Here is a 25,930-nt window from a genome sequence, read left to right as displayed (position 1 = left end):
TAGAAAGCCCGCTCAGTGAGCGGGCTTTTGTTTTACTAAGTAAGCCTTAATTGCTTAACGTATTATTAGAATGCATTAACCAATTAAAGTTTTAAGTTTGTGGGTTACCTCGACAAACAACCGTCATTCTGACGCTTGTCGACATTAGTTCATCCATGAACGTCGTTTTCGACTGGCAACAATAGCGTTGTAGCCCCACCTGATCCCATGCCGAACTCAGAAGTGAAATGCAACTGCGCCGATGGTAGTGTGGGAGTTCCCATGTGAGAGTAGGTCATTGCCAGTTACCTATTTTATTCGATGTAGACGTTTATTCATAAACATCATCGACATTAATACATCCTTGTATGTAAAAGCCCGCTTTTTGAGCGGGCTTTTTTGTTTGTGTTTACTAGATAGCTCTGGGTACACTATCTATTGTTTAGAGTGAAGTTCTTTCCATGTCTTAAGCATGCGAGAGGGCTTTGGAAAATGATTTTTATTGGTTTCAGGAAATGGAAGTTAGTATGTGGCGATCATCAATGACTTGGGAAGATGCTAAAAAGCGTGCTCAGCTAGTCGCTAAAATTAGGCAGTTCTTTCAACATCATGAAGTGATAGAAGTAGATACGCCTATATTAAGTGCAGGTACTGTAACAGATGCACACTTAGATGCATTTCAAACAGAGTATCACTTTCCATCTGGCAAAGAGCCACTGTTTCTTCAAACCTCTCCTGAATATGCAATGAAGCGCTTATTAGCGTCAGGCTACCAGTCAATTTATCAAATCTGTAAGTCCTTTCGTGATGAGGCTTTTGGCCGCCATCACAACCCAGAATTTACCATGCTGGAGTGGTACAGAGTTGGCTTAGATCATCATCAATTAATGCAGGAAATAGATGAGTTATTAAAATGCGTATTAGACTCAAAGCCTGCGGAGCTCATTAGCTATCAAAATGTGTTTATCAACAACACAGGTATTGATCCTCTATCTTGTGATCAGGGTGAACTCATAACTTATTTACGAAGCAACGACAAAGCTGATGATTGGTTAATTCATGCAAATTGCATTGATACTCTATTACAGTTTATCTTTTGTGAATTTGTCGAGACTAATATTGGCAATGAACGACCATGTTTTGTTTTTGACTTCCCAATCTCTCAAGCATCACTTTCCAAAGCGTCTGATAGCGATCCGCGAGTAGCGCATCGTTTTGAATGCTATTACAAAGGGCTCGAATTAGCGAATGGCTTTAATGAGCTTACCGACCCAGACATACAACTAAAGCGCTTTGAGTCGGATAATATTAAACGTAAGTTACTTGGGCTTCCTGAGAGGCCAATTGATCAACGGTTCGTTGATGGATTAAAGGCTGGTCTTCCTGAGTGTTCTGGCGTTGCAGTAGGTATTGATAGATTAGTCATGTTGGCGCTTAGTAAAGCAAATATTGAAAGTGTTTTGACGTTTACGATTGAAAACGCTTAATTACCTTTATGTGATATTATATCTTTTATGTTATAGTATCATTGTTGTCTTCAGAAATTTCTTTAAAGGTTAAAAATGTTAGATCGAATTGGTATCGCTGCTACTTCGTTATGTGCGCTGCACTGCATTTTGCTGCCTTTATTATTGCCTGCGCTTCCTCTTTTAGGACTAACCTTCTTGGCCGATCATACTTGGGAGCATGGATTTTTAATGGCGACCGCAATTTTAGGTACCATCGCTTTGTACTCTGGTTACAAGCGATACCATAAAAAACTTTATCCGTTTTTTATTCTTTATACTGGTGTAGCTGTTTACTGGATTAAACATGACTATTCTGAGTCGTTAGCACCTGTTTTTATCATTATTGGTGCAGGGCTAGTTGTTGCGTCGCATGTGATAAACTTACGACTTTGCAACAACTATAAGCAGTGCAATATTCAATAGCACCTCTACTGTAAATCAAGCTCTTTTAGTTTTCTTGTTAGCGTATTACGTCCCCAACCAAGTTTCTTAGCTGCTTCTTGTTTATGACCTTGAGTGAAATGTAATGCACGTTTCAACATAAGACGTTCTATATCAGGAATTGTGCCAGATAAAATGTCTTCATTACCACCTTGTAATTGCTGATCAACCCATGATTCAAGCGCTGATTGCCAAGATCCCTCAACCTGAGTCGACGCTGGACTTTCTTTTAATTCTGGCGGCAAGTCTTCAATAAATATTTCTTGACCAGAAGCCATAACGGTTAAAAAGCGACACGTATTCTCCAACTGTCGAACGTTGCCCGGCCACTGATAGTTTTCTAAAAAACTAAGTGCAGATTTATGTAAAGTTTTAGCCTCAACGTTAAGTTCATCAGCGGCACTTTTTAGAAAATGATTCGCTAATTGTTCTATGTCTTCGCGTCGTTCTTTTAAGCTAGGTAAATGTACTTTAATCACATTTAAACGATGAAATAAATCTTCACGAAAATCACCTTTCTCAACAAGTTCTTGAAGGTTTTGGTGAGTAGCTGCGATGATTCGTACATCAACTTGAATTGGCGAGTGTCCACCAACGCGGTAGAATTGACCGTCAGCCAAAACGCGCAATAAGCGTGTCTGAATATCGAGTGGCATATCACCTATTTCATCTAAAAATAATGTACCGTTATGTGCCTGCTCGAAGCGACCTTGCCTTACGGAATTGGCACCTGTAAATGCACCTTTTTCGTGGCCAAATAATTCAGACTCTATTAGGTCTTTCGGGATTGCAGCCATATTTAGCGGGATAAATGGTGCCTTGGCGCGGGGACTATGTGAATGTAATGCATGAGCAACAAGTTCTTTACCTGTACCAGATTCACCATTAATTAATACACTAATACTTGAACGCGATAATCGTCCAATGGCTCTAAACACTTCCTGCATCGCCGGAGCTGCCCCGATGATACCAACGCTGCTTTTATCGTCGTCTTGCTGTTTACGTTGCGCTCGTTGCTCTTTAGCATGTGCTAGAGCTCGCTTGGCAAGTGTTAAAGCATCGTCAATATCGAACGGCTTAGGTAGGTATTCAAATGCCCCACCTTGGTATGCGTTAACAGCGCTATCAAGATCTGAGTGCGCTGTCATGATGATGACGGGAAGTTCTGGGTATTGTGCGTTGATTCTATTAAGTAACTCCATGCCATCAATCTCAGGCATGCGAATATCAGAAATAATAACTTCTGGTTGGGCGTGATCTAATGCGATAAGTAAATTGTTTGCATTTTCGAAAGAAGCCGTTGAAATATTTGCGTTGCTAAACGCTTTTTCTAATACCCATCTAATCGAACTATCATCGTCAACAATCCATACTTGTTCTGTGATCATAAGGTACCTTCTTCCTCAAAGGGCAATAAAATATTAAATGCTGTGTGACCAGGACGAGAATTACATGACAGTTTGCCATTGTGCTGGTGGACAAGTGTTTGTGAGATAGAAAGGCCAATGCCGGTGCCGTTAGCTCTTCCCGATACCATAGGATAAAACAGGGTATCTTGAATACTCTCCGGAATACCCGGGCCGTTATCTATTATGGATATTTTAACGCCAAGCTTGATACGTTTACCATTAATCGTTTGGTTACTAGCTATTCTTGTTTTTAACGTGATTTCACCTGTTTCATCGAGTACTTGAACTGCATTGTTTACAATATTTAATACTGCCTGTTGAAGTTTTTCTTCATCAAAAGTTACTTCAGGTATCGATGGGTCATAGTCACGGGTTAGTTTGATTTTAGTGTTGCTATCAAAACTAACGAGTTTAAATACTTTTTCTAAGACTAAATGAATGTTTTGCTCAGTCATTTTGGGCAATTGATTAGGGCCAAGAAGGCGATCGACAAGGTTGGTTAATCGGTCAGCCTGTTCAATAATCATTGCGGTATATTCTTTCTTTTCTTCATCTAGCTCTAAGCTTAATAATTGTGCTGCACCACGAAGGCCACCTAACGGGTTTTTGATTTCATGAGCTAAACCTTTAATAAGGTCGCGAGCAGATTCCCATTGTTGATGTTGAAAAGCTTCTTCACTAATTTGTTTTTGTTTATCTATCTGGTTGAACTCGATCAAAATATGTCGATTATTGTTAAATTCTACAGAAGAAGCGGTTAACTCAACGGTGATTTTATAGTTGTCGACAAACTGAAGGGTTACATCGCTATCGGTAAACTCTTGTCCTGAATCTAATAATTGTTGTAACTGTATTTCGTTGATAGATGTTGTAAAAAAAATGTCGTGAAATGATTTACCTACCAGTTTATCGAAGCTTTTCACTAAGATTGACTCGGCAGATAAATTTACATACTGAATAATAAATGACTTATCCAATACAATAACGGCAGTCGCCAACTGCCCACCAAGCTGCTGTTGGTAGGTTTGTTTTAACGCTCGTAAAGATTGTGAATTAGATTGCATAAATCACCAGTGCACCAGAATGGTGCGCGTAAAAATTCAGTGTAATGAAATTTAGTTAAATATGCACGAATATGAGGCTATTTAGCCGTATTAATAGAAGCTCTATGCATATAAAACGTAACTGATTCTGATGATGCAATTACCTTGCCTTTCTGGTTAAGTAATTGTAATTGAATTTGGTGTTCACCACGGTCTACATTTCTAAGAACAAACATTGAGCGGCTTTGGGGCTTTTCCGTAAGCTTACCGTCGAGCAGTAGCTGGATTTTGTAACCTTGTTTAAAGATTGGTTTGATGCGGCCAATAACATGAACAGAGCCTGTGTTATCTCGCACTGTTTCACTATCAGCAGGTTGCGTTATATCGATGGTGAAATCGTCAGGAAGTTTTTGAGGAGTGATATCTAATTGTTTGGTATTTACTGAAGGAAGAACGTTTTTATTTTCAGGAATAATCTTTTCTTGAGCACCTGGTTTTGGGCTATCAGAAAATACGGTATTACCTGCTTCATCTGTCCATACATATATTTTGGCTTTTTTTGACTGAGCAGTAGCGTCACATATTAACGTGCAAGCTAATACTAAACCAATTGCCACCATTCTCATATCGTAAATCCTATTCCTTAGAAGTAATTATAATCTATCTAAAATATTAAAATTTAGCTACAAAAAAAGCTCACCGAAGTGAGCTTTTTAACAATACCACGTTAGTTTCTATTAAACGCTGTAGTACATTTGGAATTCTACAGGGTGAGTCGTTGAGTTTAATGTTTCAACTTCATCACGCTTAAGGCCAATGTATGCTTCAATCATATCAGCATCCATAACACCGCCTTCCATTAAGAATTCTTTATCTGCTTCTAACGCGTCTAAAGCTTCTTCAAAAGATGATGCAACTTGTGGAATTGCTGCGGCTTCTTCTGCTGGTAGGTCGTATAAGTCTTTATCCATAGCATCGCCAGGATGAATCTTATTCTTAATACCGTCAAGGCCAGCCATTAACATTGCAGAGAATGCTAAGTATGGGTTAGCTGTTGGATCAGGGAAGCGAACTTCGATACGACGAGCTTTTGGAGAAGGTACTACAGGAATACGGATAGACGCTGAACGGTTACGAGCAGAGTATGCAAGCATTACTGGTGCTTCGAAACCTGGAACAAGACGCTTGTATGAGTTCGTTGAAGCATTTGTAAATGCGTTTAATGCTTTAGCATGCTTGATGATACCGCCAATGTAGTAAAGTGCAGTTTCAGATAATCCGCCGTACTTATCACCAGAGAATAAGTTAACACCGTCTTTAGCTAAAGATTGGTGAACGTGCATACCAGTACCGTTGTCACCAACTAGTGGCTTAGGCATGAATGTCGCTGTTTTACCGTATGCATGCGCAACGTTATGAACAACATACTTATAAATTTGAACTTCGTCAGCTTTGTTAACCATAGTGTTAAAGCGACAAGCAATTTCGTTTTGACCACATGTTGCAACTTCATGGTGATGTGCTTCAACAACTAAGCCCATTTCTTCCATCACTAAACACATTGCAGAACGTAAGTCTTGTGAAGAGTCTACTGGTGCTACTGGGAAGTAACCACCTTTAACACCAGGACGGTGACCATGGTTGCCGTCTTCATAATCAGTAGCGCCGTTCCATGCTGCTTCTTTGTCGTCAATTTTGTACATTGAACCAGACATGTCAGTGTGGAATTTAACATCGTCAAAAACGAAGAATTCTGGCTCTGGACCAATTAAAACAGTATCTGCAATACCTGTTGAACGCATGTACTCTTCAGCACGCTTAGCTACTGAACGAGGATCGCGGCTGTAACCTTGCATGGTTGAAGGTTCAACGATGTCACAACGAATGTTTAATGTTACTTCTTCAGTAAACGGGTCTAAAACAGCTGTTTCAGCATCTGGCATTAAAACCATGTCTGATTCATTAATACCTTTCCAGCCAGCGATAGATGAACCATCGAACATTTTACCTTCTTCGAAGAAGTCTTCGTCGATTTGATGGTAAGGAAGAGAAACGTGTTGCTCTTTACCTTTAGAGTCAGTGAAACGTAGATCAACGAACTTAACGTCGTTTTCTTTGATTAGGTCTAAAACAGCTTGTGACATTCTCAGTCTCCAGTGAAATTATTTTTTAGTTTAATGTATAAACATTTTGGTTGTTGATTCAATAGCTAATATCGTGCCAAAGATAAAATCTAAATATATCAACAACTTTTGCTTAATCGTGTCTTGTCTTTGCACCTTGGTGGTGCTGTGCTTGCCCTGTTCTGGTGCATTGATTGGTGCCGGTAACTCTTGCTTTATAGTAGTGCAAAAGTAAAAGGATCACTAACTGTTTTATTTGTTTAGATTACTACTGTATAATTCGCGCCCAATTACAGCCCTATGAGCAAATGCCCGTGTTAGATAAGTTAAGAAATATTGCAATCATCGCCCATGTTGACCATGGCAAAACGACTTTAGTAGATAAACTTCTAGAGCAGTCAGGTACTTTAGGTGAACGTTCAGATCACGACGAACGTGTTATGGACTCTAACGATATCGAGAAAGAGCGCGGAATTACGATTCTTGCAAAGAACACTGCGATTAACTGGAATGACTATCGCGTAAATATCGTAGATACTCCTGGCCATGCTGATTTTGGTGGTGAAGTTGAACGTGTAATGTCAATGGTTGACTCAGTATTGTTAATTGTTGACGCACAAGAAGGCCCTATGCCACAAACGCGTTTCGTAACTCAAAAAGCGTTTGCTCAAGGTTTAAAACCAATTGTTGTTATCAACAAGATTGATAAGCCAGGTGCTCGCCCTGAATGGGTAATGGATCAAGTATTCGATTTATTCGACAACTTAGGTGCTACTGATGACCAGTTAGATTTCCAAGTGGTATATGCTTCAGCTATTAATGGTTGGGCGTCAATGGAAGAAGGTGTTGAAGGCGACGACATGACACCATTGTTCCAAACAATTGTTGATCAAGTTCCTGCTCCTGATGCTGATCCTGAAGGCGCATTCCAGATGCAAATCTCACAGCTTGATTATAGCTCTTATTTAGGTGTTATTGGTGTTGGCCGTATCACTCGTGGTTCAGTTAAACCTAACCAACAAGTAACGATTCAAGCAGCAGCTGGTAAAATTCATAACGGTAAAGTAGGTAAAGTATTTGGTTACTTAGGCCTAGATCGCCATGAAGTTGCCGAAGCTAAAGCAGGTGACATCATTGCAATCACCGGTTTAGGTGAATTAAAGATTTCAGACACCATTTGTTGCCCGAACGAAGTTGCTCCATTACCTGCGTTATCAGTAGATGAGCCAACGGTAACGATGACATTCCAAGTAAACACTTCACCGTTTTCTGGTATGGAAGGTAAATACGTAACATCACGTAATATTAAAGACCGTTTAGACCAAGAGTTAATCCACAATGTTGCATTACGTGTTGAGCAATTAGACGATCCAGATAAGTTTAAAGTTTCTGGTCGTGGCGAGCTGCACTTAGGTATCTTAATTGAGAACATGCGTCGTGAAGGTTACGAACTTGCTGTTTCTCGTCCTGAAGTAATCATGCGTGAAGTTGACGGTGTAATTGAAGAGCCGTATGAAACAGTAACTATTGATGTAGAAGAAGAGCATCAAGGTTCTATCATGGAAAAGATGGGCTTACGTAAAGCTGAGCTTACTGATATGGCACCTGATGGTAAAGGTCGTATCCGCATGGACTTCATCATGCCAAGCCGTGGTTTGATTGGTTTCCAAACTGAATTCATGACGTTAACGTCTGGTTCTGGTTTGATTTACCACACATTCTTACAGTACGGTCCTCACAAAGGTGGTGACATTGGTCAACGTCTTAACGGTGTAATGATTGCTAATGCAACAGGTAAAGCATTAACAAACGCCTTATTTAACCTACAAGAACGTGGTCGTTTGATGATTGGTCACGGTGTAGAAGTTTATGAAGGTATGATCATCGGTATTCATAGCCGCGATAACGACTTAACAGTAAATGCATTAAAAGGTAAGCAATTAACTAACGTACGTGCATCAGGTACTGATGAAGCACAGGTACTAACACCACCAGTGTTAATGACGTTAGAACAAGCACTAGAGTTTATTGATGATGATGAACTTGTAGAAGTTACGCCTGAGAATATTCGTATTCGTAAGAAGTGGTTGAAAGAGTCAGATCGTAAGCGCGAAAGCCGTACTGCGAAAAAATAAGCACTATTAAAACTAAAAAAACGCTGGCAGTTGCCGGCGTTTTTTGTTTTTAGTGTTTTGTGCTTCTGTTGCTTTCTGCTCTTAGATACGTGACAACGTAATACTGCGTTTGTTCTAACGCTCAAGTTGGCGCTCTTTCATTAAAGCGTGTCGCAGATATATTTTACTGTCGTTATGTAAACTACTTTGCCAACGAGAAGAATTGTCTCGTGCAAGCGCGGGGGCAGAAATAGTTGGCGTTATAATTAAACCAACTGCTAATTTTTTCAAGTATCACGCCTTGATGAACGATTGAGGTTAACCGATTGATATTTTGAACGTTGGTTGTTTCATATACGAATTGCTTGATACGAGTAGTTGTTAATACTTTGTCGATAATACAAGCGCTGCCTGAGTGGGTGTAACGTCATTATATCAAATATTGTTACATTTTCGTGACAGAGGGCGCCGTCTTTGTAAGACATGTCTCAAAGTCTTGTGCGAAATAGTTGCCTTATGTAATGGTATGAAAATTTAAGTTTATGCTTTTGTTGGCTTTTTTAACTTAAATGTGTTGCTAGGTTTATGTGGTCTTAGGAAAGTTGTGATTTTCAAGGCAGATTTTTCTTATTTATATCATAGAATGTAATTAGAGCAATGCGTGTATGGGATAAGGGAATGAATCAGCAGCGAATCACTCGAATGAACACTTTGTTTGAAAAGGTTCTATCAGGTAATGCGTCACGTGACGAGCAAATGGAATTGAAATTGCTGTACAAACACTACATTAATTTTGGTAGAGAAAGTCACCAAAACTTTAACCATCAGCCTCAACAGGTTGTTGGCCATTATGAATACTAAAAAATAGAAACAAAAACAAGGATGTCTCATGATCGTTTACCCATATAACCTCAGTAAAGAAAAACTTGAATTACTCAAGTCGCTTTCTGAAGCATTTGAGCAAGGTTATGGAAATAAACGTCAACTCGGTGAATTAGAAGAGTTACTGGCCATGATGGTAAAACCGGAAGAAGTAGAGGGCTAATTTTTAGGTTAACCCTCATCAGTATTACGTTATTTAATCTGTTCAATAAATTGATTTGATTGCTCAATCGCCGCATTCATATCATCAATTAATACTTGCACATCTTTTTGAATATTTTTGTATTCGCCTTGCAATGCACCAATCGCTTTCGCATTTAAGTTATGTTTTAAAAACAAAACATTGTCTTGTAGCTTTTCAAGTACCGGAAACATTCTTGCCTCAGCTTTACGCATCGCTCGAATAACACTTTGGTATTGACGTTGAGTATTTCTCAGTTGACTTTGACTTTGACTTTTCATCGAAGCGTTTGAGTACAACTCAATTTCCTCTTGCCATTCGTCGAATAATGCATCAGCGACACTCTCAATTGACTCAATGCGCTCCGTAACATCGTCAGCGGCGGCTTTACTTGCATCATAATGGTCTTTACTGACTTCATATTGCTGAGCAAGCTCACCACCATCAAAGTTAATTAAGCTTGTTAAATGCGTTAAAGCGTCTTGAAACTCTTCTTGAGCCTCTAGTTGCGATTCGTTGGCGTCTTCTACTCGTGATACTAAAATATCACGTTTATGACTACCAACCTTTTCCATGGCCGCGTAATACGTTGATTCACAGCCTGATAGCAACAAAGAGCCACATGTTAATACAAACGCTAAGGGAAGATGCTTAGCTTTCATGATTCACCTCAGCCTTTAAATTTGGCAGCGTCAATAATTGACCACACATGGAAAATAAATCCAGGTAACGCCATAAAGAATAAAACACCTGTAGCCGCTAATGCATAGCTAACCCAAGTGAATAAGAAAAACATAACTGCAGCACCAATTCGTCCTTGAACTAATTGACCTAAACCTGAAATAAAAAAACTACAGATTGCAGCTAATACATTACCACCAGAACCTTGCCCTGACATAAACTCTCCTTAAGCTTTTAGTTGTTATCTAAACAATTATAGGTAAGTATCTTAATATACAGTGATTATTTAAAAAATTAAGTAGATATTGGGATAATTATGGAATTTGATATAAAAGCTTGGTCAGTTCAATGCCGCGCTTTTCTCGTCGCCTTTGTTCGAAATATTTCGCAGGCTGAAGCGCATGTCAACGCTGGTTATTTATCCTACGTGACATTAATGTCATTAGTGCCGTTATTGCTTGTTATGTTTTCAATGATGACTGCATTTCCTATATTTGGTGATATTCAATTAGCAATTGAAAACTTCCTTTATCAAAACCTTGTACCGACAGCTGGCGATGTTGTGAAGGAGCACTTAACGGGCTTTGTGAAAAATGCATCGAGAATGTCTGCGGTCGCGGTGAGCTTTCTTTTCTTATTTGCTTTATTGCTTATTTCTGCCATCGACCGAACCTTAAATAAAATCTGGGGTGTAGATAAAAAGCGTCGCGTCGTAACGGCATTTTCTACTTATTGGATGGTATTAACCTTGGGCCCACTGTTGGCAGGTGCAAGTTTAGCTGGCACTTCCTATTTAATTTCATTGGTTACGTTTAGTGATAGTGCATTGTCAGGTCTTCAACATTTTTTTGTTAGGGTATTGCCATTAGTTGCTTCTACGTTAGCTTTCTTATTTTTGTATATGGTTGTGCCAAACAAAGAAGTCAGATTTACGCACGCAATTAAAGGTGCTATTTTCGCGGCAATACTCTTTGAGATAGCGAAGAAAGGTTTTGCACTTTATATAACGTTATTACCGTCTTATGAAGCTATTTATGGCGCATTAGCGACCATCCCTATTTTATTTGCCTGGGTATATCTTTCTTGGTTAATTGTGCTTTTAGGTGCCTTGTTTACGGTTACTGTAGAATCAAGAACAACAGGAATTGCGCACAGCGAAGAATAATTAGCTAAACTTATCTCATGGTCGATAATAAGGCGTAACGTTGAAGCACCTGTACCCCAAAATCACACCAAATGGTACCCACTTTCTTAAGGTCAGTGATACTCATCAAATCTATGTTGAAGACGCTGGAAATCGACATGGAATACCTGTGATTTATTGTCATGGTGGCCCCGGCGCTGGTGCAAGTAGTGATTTTCGTCGATACTTTGACCCTGAGAAATATCACATTATTCTGTTTGATCAGCGAGGGTGCGGCAGAAGCCTGCCTTCACCCAGTATCGAAGCGGTTGATCTCGATGCTCTTGTTCACGACATTGAGCACATCAGGCGTTACTTTAACATTAAGCATTGGTTGGTGGCTGGCGGTTCTTGGGGCACAACACTTGCTATCGCTTATGGAGTTCGTTACCCCCAGCAGTGCTTAGGGTTTATTTTACGCGGCGTATTTTTGGCAAGCCAGGCAGAGTATGATTGGCTCTATCGCTCCAATGGTGTTGCGAAATTCTTTCCTGAATATTACCAAGATTTTATTTCGCTACTTAATGAACAGCAACGACAAGATCCTTTGTCAGCATATTACGAATTAGTGACTAGTGATAATGAAGTCGCTGCGATTGCTGCCTGCAAAGCTTGGTTTTTATTTGAAAGTAGAATGTCGTCGATTGAGCATCAGGCAGATTCTATTATGGATGTTGAAGATCCGCATACAGCCCATTGTTTAGCGATGCAATCAGCTCACTTTTTTTACCACAAAAGTTACCTAAAAGATGGCGAGTTGCTAGGAAAAATTCATAAAATTAGCCATTTACCTGCATTTATTTTACATGGCAGATATGACATGATTTGCCAATTAAGTGTCGCCTTTGAGCTTGCCAATGTTTGGCAAAATGCAAAGCTTCAGGTGTTGCCGGTAGCGGGTCATAGTGGCTTTGAACGACAAACCATTGATGCATTTTGTAAAGCAACCGACCAAATGGCGCAATTTATCAATGTTAGTTAATGAGGTATGTTTGTGATTGCCTTACTTCAACGAGTTAGTCGAGCGAGTGTCTGTGTCGATAACGAAATAATTGGAAAAATCAATAAAGGGTTACTTGTTCTATTAGCGGTAGAACCAGAAGATACTAAAGAAAATGTTCAGCGGTTAGCGCAAAAGGTTGCAAAATACCGCATTTTTGAAGATGACAATGGCAAAATGAATTTAAATGTTGAGCAGGTCAACGGTGATATTTTAGTGGTCTCTCAATTTACGCTTGCAGCAGATACCCGTAAAGGGTTAAGACCAAGTTTCACCTCAGCCGCATCACCGCAAATGGGCGATGAATATTATCAATATTTTTGTCGATGCTTGAGAGAGTTAGGCTTTAGGGTGCCGACGGGGCAATTTGGTGCAGATATGCAAGTAGCGCTAGTTAATGATGGCCCTGTGACTATTCACTTGCAAGGCTAGATTGGAAGGGGCCAACCTGAATAGTATGTTGCCAGGCAACAGTTAGTCGTCGAGCAAAGTGGAGTGGTAATAAGCATTCTTCCGGTAACAACCTAACTAGCGGTAGAGGGAAGATATAAATAATGACATTTTTGAAGCGAGGAACTTCAAGGTAATTTACTTGATAACTCATGCGCATAGTGTCTAAGACTTGTTGCGTAATTACACGAAGCGATTCAAGTAATTTGTTGAGTTTATTTTCCGGCATATCAGGTAGGTTAATTGTCCAATATGTTGGTGATTGTTGCGTCAGCAATGATTGTTTTATTTGCTCCATAAAGTGATGATTATCATGATCATAAATATCACATACCACCCAATCAAACTTATTATGTTGCTCTACTAATAATTGCTCTCCTGTTTGGTGTCTAATATCAAAACGTATTGCCTCAGGGTTAAAGTAATCATCAAAGGCGCGTATGACGTCTTTGTCGTTTTCAGCCGTAATCAACTGGCTATTTGGTGAAAGGGCTTTAATGGAGCGCGTAAAATTACCGCCGCCTAAACCGAGTTCAATAATACGAGAAGGTTTGGTAAATAGCAGTGGTATTAACAAGGCTTGTTGATGGGGCATCAGTACACGATTGGGCGCACGTTTTAGCATTACACTTTGAATAATAGCGTCGAAAATTAACCAACGGTAATGTTTATCTTCCATAATCACCAACCTTTGTTTGTCTTGGTTGACTAATCGGATAACCTTTCCAGTTTTTATGTGGTTTAATAAGCGCATAATTTCCCAAATATAATGACATGTAAAGCCGAGCTAATGAGACAATTAACCTCGCCAAGTGGTAAGCAAGAAAAACAACAGTATCTTCATTTTCGTTGGCAACACCTCCGTGCCCCTTGGCATCAACCTCAGGGAAGTGAACTTGATAATCTCGAAGAGATTAGCCACCACTTTATGATCACTGATAAAGATAACCATATCATCGCAGTAGCGAGGTTGCATCAAGTTAATCAAACGCTTGGTCAAGTTCGATATGTTGCGGTTTCACCAGCTTACCAGGGGCAAGGATTAGGTCGTCAAATAATGGTAGCGTGTGAGCAAAAGGCAGGCGAATTAGGGTTACATAAAATAGAGTTAAATGCCCGAGAGAATGCGTTGGCTTTTTATCTATCTCAAGGCTATACCAATCAGGGTAAATCCCATGTGTTGTATGATGAAATTCAGCACTACAAAATGGAAAAAGTTTTAGCTGAGCCCGTTCTAACAAGTGCCGTGCAACAACTGGTTAAAACCTGGTATGCGACAATCCCGATGAGTAAGGCAATGGGGATTAGGGTGTTATCAGCAACAAAAGATAAATTGATGACAAGTTGCGACTTAGCTTTTAATAAAAACCTCCATGACACAATGTTTGCAGGCAGTATCAATACGTTAGCAACGTTGACCGGTTGGGGCTGGGTAAATCTGCAACTTGAACAGCAAGGGTTGTCAGGCGATATCGTGCTAGGGAAAGGCAGTATTAAATATTTAGCGCCAATCCCCGCTCATGCGTATGCGGTTGTTGATCAAACGAATATCGAAGAAAATTACCAAAACGTCGCGAAAAATAAGAAAGCAAAAGTACATATCGTCTGTCAGGTATACAGTGGTGATATCTTAGCCGCTGAGTTTACGGGTACTTATGTTGTGATACCTAAAAAGGGTGAAGAATGAAAAATCAATTAATACTTGGATGTTTGTTTTTATTGTTTAGTAGCGTAGTGTCTGCGACAAGTTACCAACATGAAGCCAAAGCAACATTAAACCACTTTCATCAAGCTGCCGCTAATGCTAATCAAGAGGCATATTTTCAACTAATGCATGATGACTTTATTTTTCTTGGTACTGATGGTTCAGAGCGATGGACAAAGCAAGCTTTTGAAGGCTTTGTTAGGCCATACTTTTCTAAAGGAATCGGCTGGCGTTATACGCCAACAGAGCAAAATATCACTAAGGTATCTAGTGAAATCCTTTTCTTTGATGAACTATTAAGCCATAAAAAATATGGCCAATGTCGTGGTTCGGGTGTGTTGGTTAAAGTAGGGGCGAGTTGGCAATTGATGCAATACAATTTATCTATTCCTGTGCCGAATGGGCTTGCTGGCGATGTAGTAAAGCAAATTAAGCAATTTAATAAAATACAGGATAAATAATGTCAGTAGCGATTATTGGCTGTGGGTGGCTAGGTAGCGCGTTAGCCACACATTTGCTCAAAGAAAGTGTAAACGTAGTTGGTACTTGTCAAAGTGACGTGTCATTACAAAAACTACAAGGTTTAGGTATTCGTGGCATAAAACTCGTACTACCCTTTGACAATGAGCCTGATGAAGCAGTATTTGAGCAATTAAGCGCAGATACATGGGTTATCTCAATAACACCGCAATTGAGAAAAGGGAAAATTGATTACCCGCTAAAAATAGAACAATTAGTTACGCTAGCAAAGCAGTTAAAAGTAAAGCGCATTATCTTAGTGAGCTCTACGGCAGTATTAAATGGCCTAACGGGTGACGTAAATGAGTCCGCTGCTCTAGATCTTAGTGCGCCGAAAGTGGATGTTTTAGCTCAGGCTGAACAACTCGTACTTGGCGTTGATAGCACAGCTATGCAAACCGCCGTCATTCGAATGTCAGGCTTAGTTGGTGAGGATCGTCATCCTGGACGTTTTTTCAAGCAGACTAAGCAATACACACAAGGTAATGCTCCTGTGAATTTAATTCACAAAGTCGATGCGGTTGGCTTGTTAGCGTGTTTGGTTAGCTGTAATGAGGTTTCAGGTATCTATCACGGTGTTAGTGAAACCAATGCAACTAAAGCCAATTTTTATCAGCAGTCTGCAAAGGTATTAGGTCAACCTGAACCCGCGTTTGATATCTCTGATAAAGAGGCAGGTTATAAACGTATTATTGGGATAGATTCAACAAATCGACTAGGTTATCAGTTTGAAATACCTGATTTAGTGCAGTGGATAGCAACATCGAAGTAACGGTGAATTAACGTCTGCCTTTGCTTGTCTAAAAAAATCTGCGTATGATGGGGTTACTGTTGTTTATCTCTTTTTGTTATGTCGTTTCGCGCTAAATATTCACTCGCCTTTTTGTTTCTTGCATTATTTGCTCATGTGTCCATCATGGATTTATTCTTTGTGAGTTATTCTGGCCCTGTTTTTTTATGGGAAGAAAATTTAGCGATTCGAACGGTGGTCGTGCATATCATATGTGCATTATTGTCAGCACTTAGTTATAAATTATTTGCTTATATTAGAAAGGATGCGGTTAAAGGTCGTATTGTTTTATCTGACAAAGTACTGGTTATTTGCTCTATCGCGCTTGTTTTTTCGATTGTATTTACCATTAGCCATTAAAAAAGAGGCTAATAAAATTAGCCTCTTTTTCTAAGCTTTAGATGACCCTGCTTATTACTTAATAAAGTAACCAACTGGCATCCATTGACCACTTTTTTTACTCAATGTTAACGTCTCAATCGATGACGCTTTATGTTCAAATTCCGTTTTATATTGGATGACAAGATACTCTCCATCAGGTACACCAGGTAAAGCGTTATAAGCGTTGTTACTTATTTCTGTGCGCGACCTTACTTCTCCTAATGGGGTTCTAACGTCCTGCAATGCGCTTTGCCATTTCTCTTGTGGTAACTGTGCTTTAAAGAAATCGTCGGTCTGATGCCAGCTTTGGCTATAGTCACCCGCATCTATAACTTTAAGCCAGTCATTTGCTATTTGCAGGCCCTGTGAATTCATTGCCAACACCTGCGCCGATATAAATAGCGATAGAATTAATGTCATGTATTTCATTTCAAAACTCCTTAGTTATGGTGTTTGTTGTTTCGACAGAGAGCATCGAAACAGCGACTATTTATTTTTATTGAGCCCCATGGTACTTAGCCATTGCTCAAAATTAAGTAAATTTGCAGGGAGAATGACTTTTCTGCTTTCATTACTTAACCCTTTCATTTTTGTTAAGTATTGCTCTGAAAGTTGCATTTCTATCGCCTGTTGCCCACCTTCTTGTGAAATAACGTTCGCCATTTTTTCTATGGCGTTACTGGTGGCTTCGGCAATAGCATAAATTTCCGCTGCTTTACCTTCTGCAGAGTTAATACGGCGCTGTTTTTCACCTTCAGAAAGGTTGATCATTTCACGTCGTAAACCTTCTGAACGGTTAATTCGGCTTGTTTTATCACCCAAAGATTTAGCAAGAATTGCTCGGCGTTCACGCTCGGCATTTACTTGTAATTCCATTGCGTTTTTTACCGTTAATGGTGGCGCGATATTTTTAATTTCGTAACGGTGAACACGAACACCCCAGCTTTCACCTGCTCTGTCGAGTACCTCTACAACTTTAGCACTGATAACATCACGCTCTTCGAATGTACGATCAAGATCGAGGGTACCGATAACTGAGCGTGTTGTTGTTTGGGCGAGTTGCGTCGCAGCAAATCGGTAGTCAGTAATGCCGTAACTAGCCTTGATAGGATCAACAACTTGAATGTAAATTACGCCATCAACTTCTACGTTGACCTCGTCACGAGAAAAACACTCTTGTGGCGGTACATTGATGGTTTCTTCTTTCAAGTCATGGATATAAGCAACACGATCAATGAATGGCAGTAACAGATGGAAACCTGCTTCCAACGTAGAGCGGTACTTTCCAAGACGCTCTACAACATACGCCTTCTTAGTTGGTACTAAACAAATAGATTTAACAAATTTAAACGCCACATAAAAAAAGATAGAGCCCCATATTGCAAGAATAAACAGGTCGAATTGTGATTGTGAAATAGGCATTATGCTTTACCTCCTTGCGTTGCGGCAGTGACTTTATCCATACCTTCAAAAAAGCCTTCAAGTTTGGCTATTTCAGTTGGTAACACTGAAATGTCAGCATTCGCTAAAATATCACCTGTTTGATTAATATATTGCTCCATTAAGCGCATCTTAATCGCATTATCTCCGCCTTCTTTTTGCACCGCTTTCGCGATCATGCTAACGCCTTGTGCTGAAGCTTGGGTTAGGATCTCTATTTCTTTTGCTTTACCTTCCGCTTCATTTATTTGACGTTGCTTGTCACCTTCAGAAAGGTTAATTGCTTCTTGTCTTTCACCTTCAGAAAGGTTGATTGTTGATTCACGTTCAGCTTCGGCAAGCGTGATTTCAGCACGTTTTGCTCGTTCTGCTTCCATTTGTTTTTCAAGGGTATGAATCACGTTAGGAGAAGGCGTTATATTTCGTACCTCATAACGCAATACTTTGATACCCCAAGGATCTGATGCTTTATCAATTTCTCGGACAATTGTTTCATTTAACGTATCGCGCTCAGAAAAGGTTTCACTTAAATTAAGCTTACCAATCTCGCTACGCATCGTTGTTTGCGCTAAGTTAACACTTGCTGTGCGGTAGTCTTCAATGCCGTAGCTGGCTTTCATGCCATCCATTACTTTGATATAGACAAGACCATCAACATTGATTTGAATATTATCTTTTGAAATACAGCTTTGTGCGGGAATATCTAATACTTGTTCACGCGTTTCATGGCGATAAGCTACGCGGTCAATAAATGGTATTAGAAAATGTACGCCAGGCTGCATAACAGCCCTAAACTTGCCTAAACGTTCAATAATACATACTTCTCTCATTTCCACGACAAGTATGAGTTTCAATAAAATGAACAGTAGGAATAAAAGACCAAAGGTCATTGTTGCTAACATAGGTAACTCCTTTGCTATGTTTTAAAATTAATTAGCTGTTTTAGGTTCAACAACTAAAGAAATGTTTTCTTTACATATGATGACTGCAGTCGTTCCTTCTTCAATCTTGCTGCCGTCACCAAGCGCTGTCCAAGACGTTCCTTGAAAGTCAACGCGGCCTTTTTGATGCCCAGGGCCAATAGTTTCAGTTACTTTGACTTCTTGACCAAAAACATCGAGCTCTTCATCGACATTGTCTATTCGCTGACGAGAAGGGAATAATTTATTGGTTACGTAATAGCCAATGAAAAGTAAAATAGTGGCGCTAATAAACCAAGTAGTAAGAACGGCAACACCGTCAGTAAGTAGGCTAGTTCTGATGCCTAGTGCTACGATGAGTGACGCGATACCTAGGTTTAGTAAGATTCCTCCAGGCACAAAAATTTCGGCACTCGCTAGTACGATTGTTAACACAATCCAAGTATCGAAAGATAGTAAAAAATCCATAGTTCCTCCGGATATTGTTGTACTCTTTTTATCAAGAGCGCGTGAGTTTGTTTTTCTCTTTACGGTGATCTTTAAAAGCAAGTAGCCAAAAGGCAACTTCTAAACCAAACCCAATAATCAATAAAATCAGTAAGTTGTTAATGCTTCCAAGGCTATAAAATACGATAGCAAGTACAAGTAATGACAGTATCAGTAAGTAGCGAATTAACTTCTTCATGATTTTCTCCTTGTCATAGAATATTTATTAACCTTATATCGGGTGACATAATATGTCAATGTGAAATTTTTGTTAAATTACGATTGGCTTGTCGTTTATTTGTTACGCGCTAAAACCTATGGCGGTAACAAATTGTTGCCTCTAATCATTAAACCTAAATAGAAGTAACTGACTGAATTGAGAGTGGTATAGATGTTGAAGACCACGATGAATTAGGTTTTTCTGTGGCTGATGTTGATCTCTGCAGCTGTATTTAGAAATAGACGGCTGCTAATAAAAGCTTACAGTAAGAAAATGGTGTTTTGGCATAAAGTCCTTAACACCATTTTTTTTTGCCTTATAATTCGGTTATTCAATACTTATAGCGATCTGCTATTTTCTTAAATCGGTGAAATCAGTGACTCAACCTAATATACATAAATGGCAAACTTTAATTGCCAACGTTAACTTAGCAACTATGACAAACGGTGCTAAAGGCTATGGTGAGATATTAAATGGTGCGCTGGCGATCAACGAAGGAAAAATTGCTTGGTTAGGTGAAATGTCAGCGATTCCTGAACATCAAACAGAATTAACTATTGATGGCCAAGGTAAATGGTTAACACCGGGTTTGGTCGATTGTCATACCCATATTGTTTTTGGTGGAAATCGCGCAAACGAATTTGAAATGCGCCTGCAAGGTAAAAGCTATGAGGAAATTGCCAAAGCGGGTGGTGGTATTATTTCGACAGTAAAAGCTACTCGACAAGCCAGCGAAGAAACATTATTGGCAGGTGCGTTGAAAAGAGCCAAAGCACTCAATAAGCAAGGCGTAACAACCATAGAAATTAAGTCTGGCTATGGCTTAGAAACCGAGACCGAACTGAAAATGCTTAAGGTGGCAACCCAAGTAGGGGAGCATTTACCAATTGATGTACAAAGAACTTTTTTAGGCGCACATGCATTACCACCTGAGTATAAGGACGATAGCCAAGGGTATATTGATCTCGTTTGTCAGGAAATGATGCCTAAAGTAAAAGAACACGCGTTAGCTGATGCTGTTGATGTGTTTTGTGAAGGTATTGCTTTTGATGCAGAACAAACAGAGCAAGTATTTGAATCGGCAAAAAGCCATGGTATTCCCGTAAAGGTGCATGCTGAGCAACTTTCTAATATTGGTGGCACTGAATTGGCTGCTAAATATTTAGCGTTATCATCTGATCATATTGAGTATTTAGACGAAGCAGGTGTAAAAGCTATGGCTGAAGCAAATATGGTTGCCGTTGTATTACCTGGCGCCTTTTACTTCTTAAGAGAAACTCAAAAACCGCCTATCGAATTATTAAGAAAGTATAACGTGCCAATGGCGGTTGCTAGTGACGCTAACCCAGGCTCTTCTCCTATCAATTCGCTACAATTGATGTTGAATATGGCTTGCACATTATTTAGGTTAACGCCTGCTGAGGCGCTTGCTGGTGTAACATGTTTTGGTGCTCAAGCGCTCGGCTTATCGAGTACAAAAGGTAAGTTAGCGATCGGTATGGATGCCGATATAGCGATGTGGGATATTCAACAGCCTGCAGAGTTGTGCTATCAGTTTGGTGTTAATCCACTTCATCAATTATTTAAACGTGGCGAATTAACAGGTTAAAGCAAAAGCTGTACAAAATTCGTTTTATTGCATAGGCTAAGTTAAACATCAACTGTGATGTTTAACTCTAGTGTAAGTAGTTGTGCATGATATATTCACGAATATTTTGGCTTTCTCTCTTTTTTGTCGCGTTTTCAGCTCGGGCTGAGAGTGTTAATTTCACGCTTAGTCATCTTTCATTAACGTTTTTTCTAGGTATAACCATTCCTGTGCTTGGCATGGCATTATGGCGTTCACTGAACAACGCCACTATTTTTGTTTTTCCAAGTTTACTTTGTATCACGCTACTCTTTTTTATTGGCTGCATAAGTCAAGATGCAAACTCGCTCAATCAGCGTAGTGATCATTTATGGCTATGCTCAGCCGCAAATGCCTATTTATGTTTATTATTTTTAATGCCTAACCGCAGTGATTGGCTATCAGAGCTTTTAATGCCTCGACTTCGGTGGTTAACAATTTCCATTGTTGCACTGTTCGTTGTTTTTGAAACAAGCTTGTTTGTTCTTCCTGATATCAATCACAATCTCACTTGGTTAGGCTGGTTTATGGTTACCGCATTAACCGCCTACATTCGTGGTTACATGTTAGTTCGCAGTCAAGCAAGTAGTTTTATTTGGTTGATGTGTGCGTTAGGCGTAACAGTCTCAAGCGGGACGATGTTCTGGTTATGGCTCAATGGAAGTATTGACGAGGGGCTCTTTTATTTGGTTATAGGCATTGGCTACACCATGGTGCTTACGCACTTTACATATACCTTAATAAGACATTCATCGGCAGAGAAAGAGTCTGGTGGAATCAGCCATGAAGATTGGCAATTATATGCACGCGACGCAGTAACAAACTTTCCTCTTCAGGGGCAAGCGACTAAAAAACTAGAATACTCCCTGCTAAATAATGAGCATCAAAAATTAGCAGCTATAGCATTTAAGCCAGTAAATTTTGCACAAGCCAACAAAATCTTAGGTTATGAAAATTCAGATGCTTTGCTACTACAGCTTGCCTATAGCATGCAAAAGCAATCGTTGAAAATTGATGGCTTAGTTAATTTATCCTTCGCTGATATTCCATTTTATGTGGCTAGATTGCACAGTCTTCATTTTCTCATCGTCGCTGATTTAACTGATAATAAATATGATGATAATGAAGTTGTTGAGCATATATGCCAGCAGCTGATTTCAGCATTACCACAGGCGATGACATTTAAAAGTTACACCATGAATTTTGAATTGGCCTTTGGTGTATCGATGCTGGCGAAAGGGGATAGCTCCGTTAAACAAGCCGTTACTTTAGCTGAAGATGCACTGTTAAAAGCTGAACAGCTAAATCAATCAATTTACTTTGTAGACCAGTCTATTAGTCAAATCTCTAAATCTCAATTAGTAAAAATGGAGCGATTAAAAGCCTGTATTGCAGAAGATGGCTTTGATTATCTCATTCAGCCACAAATTAACTTAGTAACCAAAGACGTTATCGGTTATGAAGTGACTATGCGTTGGCCATATAGTAAAACTGAAGATTTATCACAAGCGCAACTGCAAGAAATAGCGACGCAAAGTGGTGACGCCTTTAAAGTGTTCCAACAACTACTTAATACCGCCATTGATTGGCTTGAAACGCTGGAGTCAAAAGGCGCGTTAAAACCAGTCTCTATTAATTTTGAAAGCCTTGAATTACTTGATGAAGTAACAATAGAGCATATTGAACAAGAGCTGAAAAAGAAGTCTATTCAGGCAAACTATCTAATGATCTCTATTTCAGAGCACTTGCTATTGTCGGTTGGCGATAAGGTGCAGCTTGCCTTTGATCAGTTGAAACAGGTAGGGACGTTACTTTCTATCAATGATTTTTCTGGTAGCTATGAAGCGTTGCGCTATGTACGAAAATTAACGGTTGATCAAATTCGCATTAGTTGCGAATCGTTAATGTTTAAAGACAACAGAGAGCCTGAAAAGGCGATTACTAATGCGCTGATTCATTTAGCAAACGTTATTGAATTGCCGTTAGTAGGCACTCACATCAACAGTGCGTCAGTTGAATTGCTGTTTAGAGAGTTAGCGGGAGAAAACGCCCAAGGTGAAATTATTGCACCAGCGGTGCTCTATACTGATGCACCGCAATGGCTTGATAAGTGGTTAGCTCATCAGGAAAGCTCAAATAATGAATGAATCTAGCTTACTCAATATCTAATGGTTCGGGGGATAAAATGATGCCTGTATTATCGGCATATACATGATCATCGGGTAAGAAGGTCACGCCACCAAAATTTATTGCTGCATCTGCTTCACCAGTAAGCTCATCATTGGCACCCACAGGGATTGACACTAATGCTTGTATGCCGATATCAAAATCTTCTAGTGCATCAACATCACGCACGCTACCGTAACAAATGATACCATCCCATTGATTTTTTTGAGCAAGTTCAACAATAGAGGCATCTAATAGGGCGCGTCTTGTTGAGCCGCCACCGTCAATAACAAGTACTTGGCCACTGCCGTCTTGCGAGAGTACGTCTTTAATTAAGCCATTGCTTTCAAAGCACTTTATTGTGACAACTTTACCACCAAAAGAGAATCGACCACCATAATTACTAAAAATTGGCTCGACAACATCGATTAAATCGGCATAAATATCACAAAGCTCAGATGTATTGTATTCCATAAAGAGTGCTCATTGTTGGCTTGTTACGACAGATACCAGTATAACTTGTAAAATGGCATCTACAATAGCTAGATACCCTCACCTTACAATTTGTATTACAATGACTATAAGATATTAAATAATCGCAAAAAATTTAAAGACTCATTTGAATGGCAGAACAATTTTTTACTAGCCCAATATTATACTTGGTGGAAAGTATCGTCTTATTGTTATTGACGTTCTTTTTGCTGATGTTTTATCGTGGCTTTGGTCGTACTTATGTCAAACTTTGGGTTTACGCGCTTGGTGCATTAGTTATCAATCGTAGTGTGTCGCTAGTTATGTTGTCGCTTGAAGTTCCAAGGGCAACAGATCCTCTTCTTATCTCACTTACCTTCATTAATAAACTGAGTTTTAACTTTTTTGTTCTTTTTTTGTTATGGGCAATGTATCGTGCAGTCATCGATAATGCGATAAGTGCTAGGAAAATTGTCTGGAGTATTGTTGCTGTTGTTATGTTTACAACGATATCAGTAGGGCTCTATGCATTTGATGAGCTAGCGACCTATAACCGATTGTATTTGAGAGAAAGTTTAACCTCATTTCTGATAGGTTGTGGCTTCCTTACGATGAGTTTTTGGCTGTTCAACCAAAAGAAAATTTTCTTTGCAAGTCGTATTTTTATGTGGCTTTTCTTAGCAATGAGCTTTCGTTTTATTACTTATTCTTTAGCGTCGGTGATGCTTTTAGGCACAGAGTATTTTGGTGATATCGTGCGCGCAATTTTAGTTTTCGATAGCGGTGCTAATGCCGTTTTAGGTTATGCGATGTTGATCTGGATGCAGGGTGCAGAGCGCAACATTGCCGTGTCAGCTATTAATCGAGCTCAGTATTTAGGTAAACACGATCAACTTACTGGTGCACTTAACCGAGAACAAGTTATTGAAAAATTGCCAATTGCAATGGAGCGATGTCAGCAAAGTGGAGCGCGCTTAGCGGTATATTTGATCGACATTAAGCGCTTCAAATTTATTAATGATACTTATGGTTTGAGTGCAGGCGACTATATTCTTGCTCAGGTCGCGATTCGTTTATCAAAAAGCGTTTTAATGCCATCAGTCGTTGGACGGTTAAGTGGTGACTCATTTGTGTTTGCAATAGAAATACATGACTTAACGCAATTAACAAAAGCTGCAGATCATATTCATGACCTATTATCGGCGCCTTATAGCTATCAAAACATTAGTATTGAGCTACAAGCAAGTGTTGGCTATAGCTTGTATCCAGATCACGACAACAATGAAGAAGAGTTACTTAAAAAGGCCAATTTAGCCTTGTTCCAAGCTGAAACTGAAAACCTGAAAAGTGTTCAGTATATTGAGGGGATGCAGTCAAAAGGACGAGAGCTATTAGCTGTTGAAAAAGAGCTGAATAAAGCCTTTGAAAATAGCGAATTTGTTTTGTATTTCCAGCCTCAACTTAATTTATATAGTAATCGTTTAGAAGGGGTTGAAGCTTTGGTTCGTTGGCAACACCCTACTAAAGGGGTTTTAGCACCAGGTTTGTTTTTAGATAACATTGAACAATTATCGATGAACCGAGCACTTGATCATTACGTGTTAAGTTTAGCTGCACAAAAAGCTGCGAGTTGGATTAAAACATACAACAGACGAATTACTATTGCCGTTAATGTTACCTCCGTCGAGTTTCAAGATCCTCAATTTGTTGGTTACATTCAATCGTTACTTTATCAGCATGAGATACCACCAAATTGTCTTGAGTTAGAAATTACTGAAAATGTCGTTATTACTGACATAGAAAGTGTGATGAACACTATCGTAAAACTTCAGAACTTAGGGATACGGGTTTCTATTGATGACTTTGGTACGGGTTATTCATCGCTGGCTTACTTACGAAAATTGCCGATTGATAAGATAAAAATTGATCGTAGTTTTATTAGTGAAGTCGCTAATAACGATTCAGATGTTACCATTGTAAAGTCTATGATTAAGCTTTCACATGGCCTTGGAAAAAGGGTACTTGCGGAAGGCGTAGAAGACGCTAATCAATTACAATTACTTAGAAAATTAGGGTGTGATGCAGTGCAAGGTTATTATATTGCAAAACCCTTATCTGAAGACGAACTATCCAAATATTTAAACCGTTAAAATAAAAAACGGTTTAACCTCATACAATTTTTATTTAGGTCTATACTTTAACAATATCATT

At 39.4% G+C, this 25,930-nt stretch carries 29 protein-coding genes and 1 rRNA gene; 16 read left to right on the top strand and 14 right to left on the bottom strand.

The window, feature by feature from the left end; all coding sequences use genetic code 11:
* Positions 1-171 precede the first annotated feature (171 nt).
* From rrf to QQK02_RS14920, 3 genes are all read left to right on the top strand, one after another.
* A 5S ribosomal RNA gene (gene rrf / locus QQK02_RS14930) occupies positions 172-286 on the top strand.
* Between the two features lie 220 nt (positions 287-506).
* Positions 507-1,466, top strand: a complete 960-nt coding sequence (gene epmA / locus QQK02_RS14925) for an elongation factor P--(R)-beta-lysine ligase (RefSeq protein WP_284208906.1) — start codon at positions 507-509, stop codon at positions 1,464-1,466.
* A gap of 75 nt (positions 1,467-1,541) precedes the next feature.
* On the top strand, positions 1,542-1,910 hold the full coding sequence (locus QQK02_RS14920) for a MerC domain-containing protein (protein WP_284208905.1): 369 nt from the start codon (positions 1,542-1,544) through the stop codon (positions 1,908-1,910).
* 5 nt (positions 1,911-1,915) lie between these two features.
* On the opposite strand, the gene glnG is transcribed toward QQK02_RS14920, so the two are convergent.
* The 4 genes from glnG to glnA all read right to left on the bottom strand — a co-directional run bounded on the left by glnG (position 1,916) and on the right by glnA (position 6,524).
* Positions 1,916-3,316, bottom strand: coding sequence for a nitrogen regulation protein NR(I) (gene glnG / locus QQK02_RS14915; protein ID WP_284208904.1), 1,401 nt, complete (start codon positions 3,314-3,316; stop codon positions 1,916-1,918).
* Positions 3,313-4,401 (bottom strand): nitrogen regulation protein NR(II), encoded by a 1,089-nt coding sequence (glnL, locus tag QQK02_RS14910; RefSeq protein WP_284208903.1) that lies wholly within the window; start codon positions 4,399-4,401, stop codon positions 3,313-3,315. The genes glnG and glnL overlap by 4 nt, the downstream gene beginning before the upstream one ends.
* Positions 4,402-4,478: 77 nt before the next feature.
* Positions 4,479-5,006: a DUF4124 domain-containing protein gene (locus QQK02_RS14905; RefSeq protein ID WP_284208902.1), complete on the bottom strand. Its 528-nt coding sequence runs from the start codon at positions 5,004-5,006 to the stop codon at positions 4,479-4,481.
* 111 nt (positions 5,007-5,117) lie between these two features.
* Positions 5,118-6,524, bottom strand: a complete 1,407-nt coding sequence (gene glnA, locus QQK02_RS14900) for a glutamate--ammonia ligase (RefSeq protein ID WP_284208901.1) — start codon at positions 6,522-6,524, stop codon at positions 5,118-5,120.
* 293 nt (positions 6,525-6,817) lie between these two features.
* On the opposite strand from glnA, the gene typA reads away from it, so the two are divergent.
* The gene (typA, locus tag QQK02_RS14895; protein ID WP_284208900.1) at positions 6,818-8,638 is read left to right on the top strand and encodes a translational GTPase TypA; all 1,821 of its coding nucleotides are present in this window, start codon (positions 6,818-6,820) and stop codon (positions 8,636-8,638) included.
* A gap of 114 nt (positions 8,639-8,752) precedes the next feature.
* On the opposite strand, the gene QQK02_RS14890 is transcribed toward typA, so the two are convergent.
* Positions 8,753-8,908, bottom strand: coding sequence for a hypothetical protein (locus QQK02_RS14890; RefSeq protein WP_284208898.1), 156 nt, complete (start codon positions 8,906-8,908; stop codon positions 8,753-8,755).
* Positions 8,909-9,295: 387 nt separating this feature from the next.
* Between QQK02_RS14890 and QQK02_RS14885 the strand changes: the two genes are divergently transcribed.
* A complete protein-coding gene (locus tag QQK02_RS14885; protein WP_284208896.1) occupies positions 9,296-9,478 on the top strand; it encodes a hypothetical protein in 183 nt (60 codons plus the stop codon).
* A 28-nt stretch (positions 9,479-9,506) separates the two neighbouring features.
* A complete protein-coding gene (locus tag QQK02_RS14880) occupies positions 9,507-9,662 on the top strand; it encodes a hypothetical protein (RefSeq protein WP_284208895.1) in 156 nt (51 codons plus the stop codon).
* A 29-nt stretch (positions 9,663-9,691) separates the two neighbouring features.
* Here QQK02_RS14880 and QQK02_RS14875 read toward each other — a convergent pair whose 3' ends face one another.
* Both QQK02_RS14875 and QQK02_RS14870 read right to left on the bottom strand, forming a co-directional pair.
* On the bottom strand, positions 9,692-10,342 hold the full coding sequence (locus QQK02_RS14875; protein WP_284208894.1) for a DUF2959 domain-containing protein: 651 nt from the start codon (positions 10,340-10,342) through the stop codon (positions 9,692-9,694).
* Between the two features lie 8 nt (positions 10,343-10,350).
* Positions 10,351-10,578, bottom strand: coding sequence for a hypothetical protein (locus QQK02_RS14870; protein WP_284208893.1), 228 nt, complete (start codon positions 10,576-10,578; stop codon positions 10,351-10,353).
* 99 nt (positions 10,579-10,677) lie between these two features.
* Between QQK02_RS14870 and QQK02_RS14865 the strand changes: the two genes are divergently transcribed.
* Genes QQK02_RS14865 through dtd form a run of 3 tightly spaced genes read left to right on the top strand, consistent with a single transcriptional unit; the run spans position 10,678 to position 12,976 of the window.
* The gene (locus tag QQK02_RS14865) at positions 10,678-11,526 is read left to right on the top strand and encodes a virulence factor BrkB family protein (RefSeq protein ID WP_284208892.1); all 849 of its coding nucleotides are present in this window, start codon (positions 10,678-10,680) and stop codon (positions 11,524-11,526) included.
* Positions 11,527-11,566: 40 nt separating this feature from the next.
* Positions 11,567-12,526 carry a prolyl aminopeptidase gene (pip, locus tag QQK02_RS14860; protein WP_284208891.1) on the top strand — a complete coding sequence of 320 codons (960 nt, stop codon included), beginning with the start codon at positions 11,567-11,569 and terminating at the stop codon, positions 12,524-12,526.
* A gap of 12 nt (positions 12,527-12,538) precedes the next feature.
* A complete protein-coding gene (gene dtd / locus QQK02_RS14855; protein WP_284208890.1) occupies positions 12,539-12,976 on the top strand; it encodes a D-aminoacyl-tRNA deacylase in 438 nt (145 codons plus the stop codon).
* Here dtd and QQK02_RS14850 read toward each other — a convergent pair.
* The gene (locus tag QQK02_RS14850; protein WP_284208889.1) at positions 12,957-13,748 is read right to left on the bottom strand and encodes a spermidine synthase; all 792 of its coding nucleotides are present in this window, start codon (positions 13,746-13,748) and stop codon (positions 12,957-12,959) included. The genes dtd and QQK02_RS14850 overlap by 20 nt on opposite strands.
* Before the next feature lie 36 nt (positions 13,749-13,784).
* Here QQK02_RS14850 and QQK02_RS14845 point away from each other — a divergent pair, with 36 nt between their 5' ends.
* The 4 genes from QQK02_RS14845 (at position 13,785) to QQK02_RS14830 (ending at position 16,368) form a co-directional block, all read left to right on the top strand.
* Positions 13,785-14,681 (top strand): bifunctional GNAT family N-acetyltransferase/hotdog fold thioesterase, encoded by an 897-nt coding sequence (locus QQK02_RS14845; protein ID WP_284208888.1) that lies wholly within the window; start codon positions 13,785-13,787, stop codon positions 14,679-14,681.
* Positions 14,678-15,160 (top strand): nuclear transport factor 2 family protein, encoded by a 483-nt coding sequence (locus tag QQK02_RS14840; protein WP_284208887.1) that lies wholly within the window; start codon positions 14,678-14,680, stop codon positions 15,158-15,160. The genes QQK02_RS14845 and QQK02_RS14840 overlap by 4 nt, the downstream gene beginning before the upstream one ends.
* Positions 15,160-15,990 (top strand): Rossmann-fold NAD(P)-binding domain-containing protein, encoded by an 831-nt coding sequence (locus tag QQK02_RS14835; RefSeq protein WP_284208886.1) that lies wholly within the window; start codon positions 15,160-15,162, stop codon positions 15,988-15,990. Before QQK02_RS14840 ends, QQK02_RS14835 begins: the two co-directional genes overlap by 1 nt.
* Positions 15,991-16,134: 144 nt before the next feature.
* A complete protein-coding gene (locus QQK02_RS14830) occupies positions 16,135-16,368 on the top strand; it encodes a hypothetical protein (protein WP_284208885.1) in 234 nt (77 codons plus the stop codon).
* 54 nt (positions 16,369-16,422) lie between these two features.
* Here the strand turns inward: QQK02_RS14830 and QQK02_RS14825 are convergent, their stop codons facing one another.
* From QQK02_RS14825 to QQK02_RS14805, 5 genes are read right to left on the bottom strand one after another with little or no spacing between them, the layout of a single operon-like run.
* Positions 16,423-16,818 (bottom strand): DUF4019 domain-containing protein, encoded by a 396-nt coding sequence (locus QQK02_RS14825; RefSeq protein ID WP_284208884.1) that lies wholly within the window; start codon positions 16,816-16,818, stop codon positions 16,423-16,425.
* A 57-nt stretch (positions 16,819-16,875) separates the two neighbouring features.
* Complete coding sequence (locus QQK02_RS14820; protein WP_284208883.1) at positions 16,876-17,811, bottom strand: SPFH domain-containing protein; 936 nt, start codon at positions 17,809-17,811, stop codon at positions 16,876-16,878.
* Positions 17,811-18,731, bottom strand: a complete 921-nt coding sequence (locus QQK02_RS14815) for an SPFH domain-containing protein (protein ID WP_284208882.1) — start codon at positions 18,729-18,731, stop codon at positions 17,811-17,813. Before QQK02_RS14815 ends, QQK02_RS14820 begins: the two co-directional genes overlap by 1 nt.
* A gap of 27 nt (positions 18,732-18,758) precedes the next feature.
* Entirely contained in the window at positions 18,759-19,217 is a 459-nt protein-coding gene (locus tag QQK02_RS14810; RefSeq protein WP_284208881.1) for an NfeD family protein, read from the bottom strand.
* Between the two features lie 31 nt (positions 19,218-19,248).
* Positions 19,249-19,434 (bottom strand): hypothetical protein, encoded by a 186-nt coding sequence (locus tag QQK02_RS14805; protein ID WP_284208880.1) that lies wholly within the window; start codon positions 19,432-19,434, stop codon positions 19,249-19,251.
* Between the two features lie 457 nt (positions 19,435-19,891).
* Here QQK02_RS14805 and hutI point away from each other — a divergent pair, with 457 nt between their 5' ends.
* A complete protein-coding gene (gene hutI, locus QQK02_RS14800) occupies positions 19,892-21,064 on the top strand; it encodes an imidazolonepropionase (protein ID WP_284208915.1) in 1,173 nt (390 codons plus the stop codon).
* A gap of 86 nt (positions 21,065-21,150) precedes the next feature.
* Complete coding sequence (locus QQK02_RS14795; RefSeq protein WP_284208879.1) at positions 21,151-23,229, top strand: EAL domain-containing protein; 2,079 nt, start codon at positions 21,151-21,153, stop codon at positions 23,227-23,229.
* Positions 23,230-23,236: 7 nt separating this feature from the next.
* Here QQK02_RS14795 and rraA read toward each other — a convergent pair whose 3' ends face one another.
* On the bottom strand, positions 23,237-23,722 hold the full coding sequence (rraA, locus tag QQK02_RS14790; RefSeq protein ID WP_284208878.1) for a ribonuclease E activity regulator RraA: 486 nt from the start codon (positions 23,720-23,722) through the stop codon (positions 23,237-23,239).
* Positions 23,723-23,871: 149 nt separating this feature from the next.
* Here rraA and QQK02_RS14785 point away from each other — a divergent pair, with 149 nt between their 5' ends.
* On the top strand, positions 23,872-25,869 hold the full coding sequence (locus QQK02_RS14785) for a putative bifunctional diguanylate cyclase/phosphodiesterase (RefSeq protein ID WP_284208877.1): 1,998 nt from the start codon (positions 23,872-23,874) through the stop codon (positions 25,867-25,869).
* Positions 25,870-25,930 lie beyond the last annotated feature (61 nt).

Origin of the sequence: Thalassotalea eurytherma, from assembly GCF_030161415.1 — a bacterium.
Lineage (GTDB): Bacteria > Pseudomonadota > Gammaproteobacteria > Enterobacterales > Alteromonadaceae > Thalassotalea_G > Thalassotalea_G eurytherma.
Note: the sequence above shows the minus strand (reverse complement) of the source record. Positions and strands in the feature narration are given on the sequence as shown.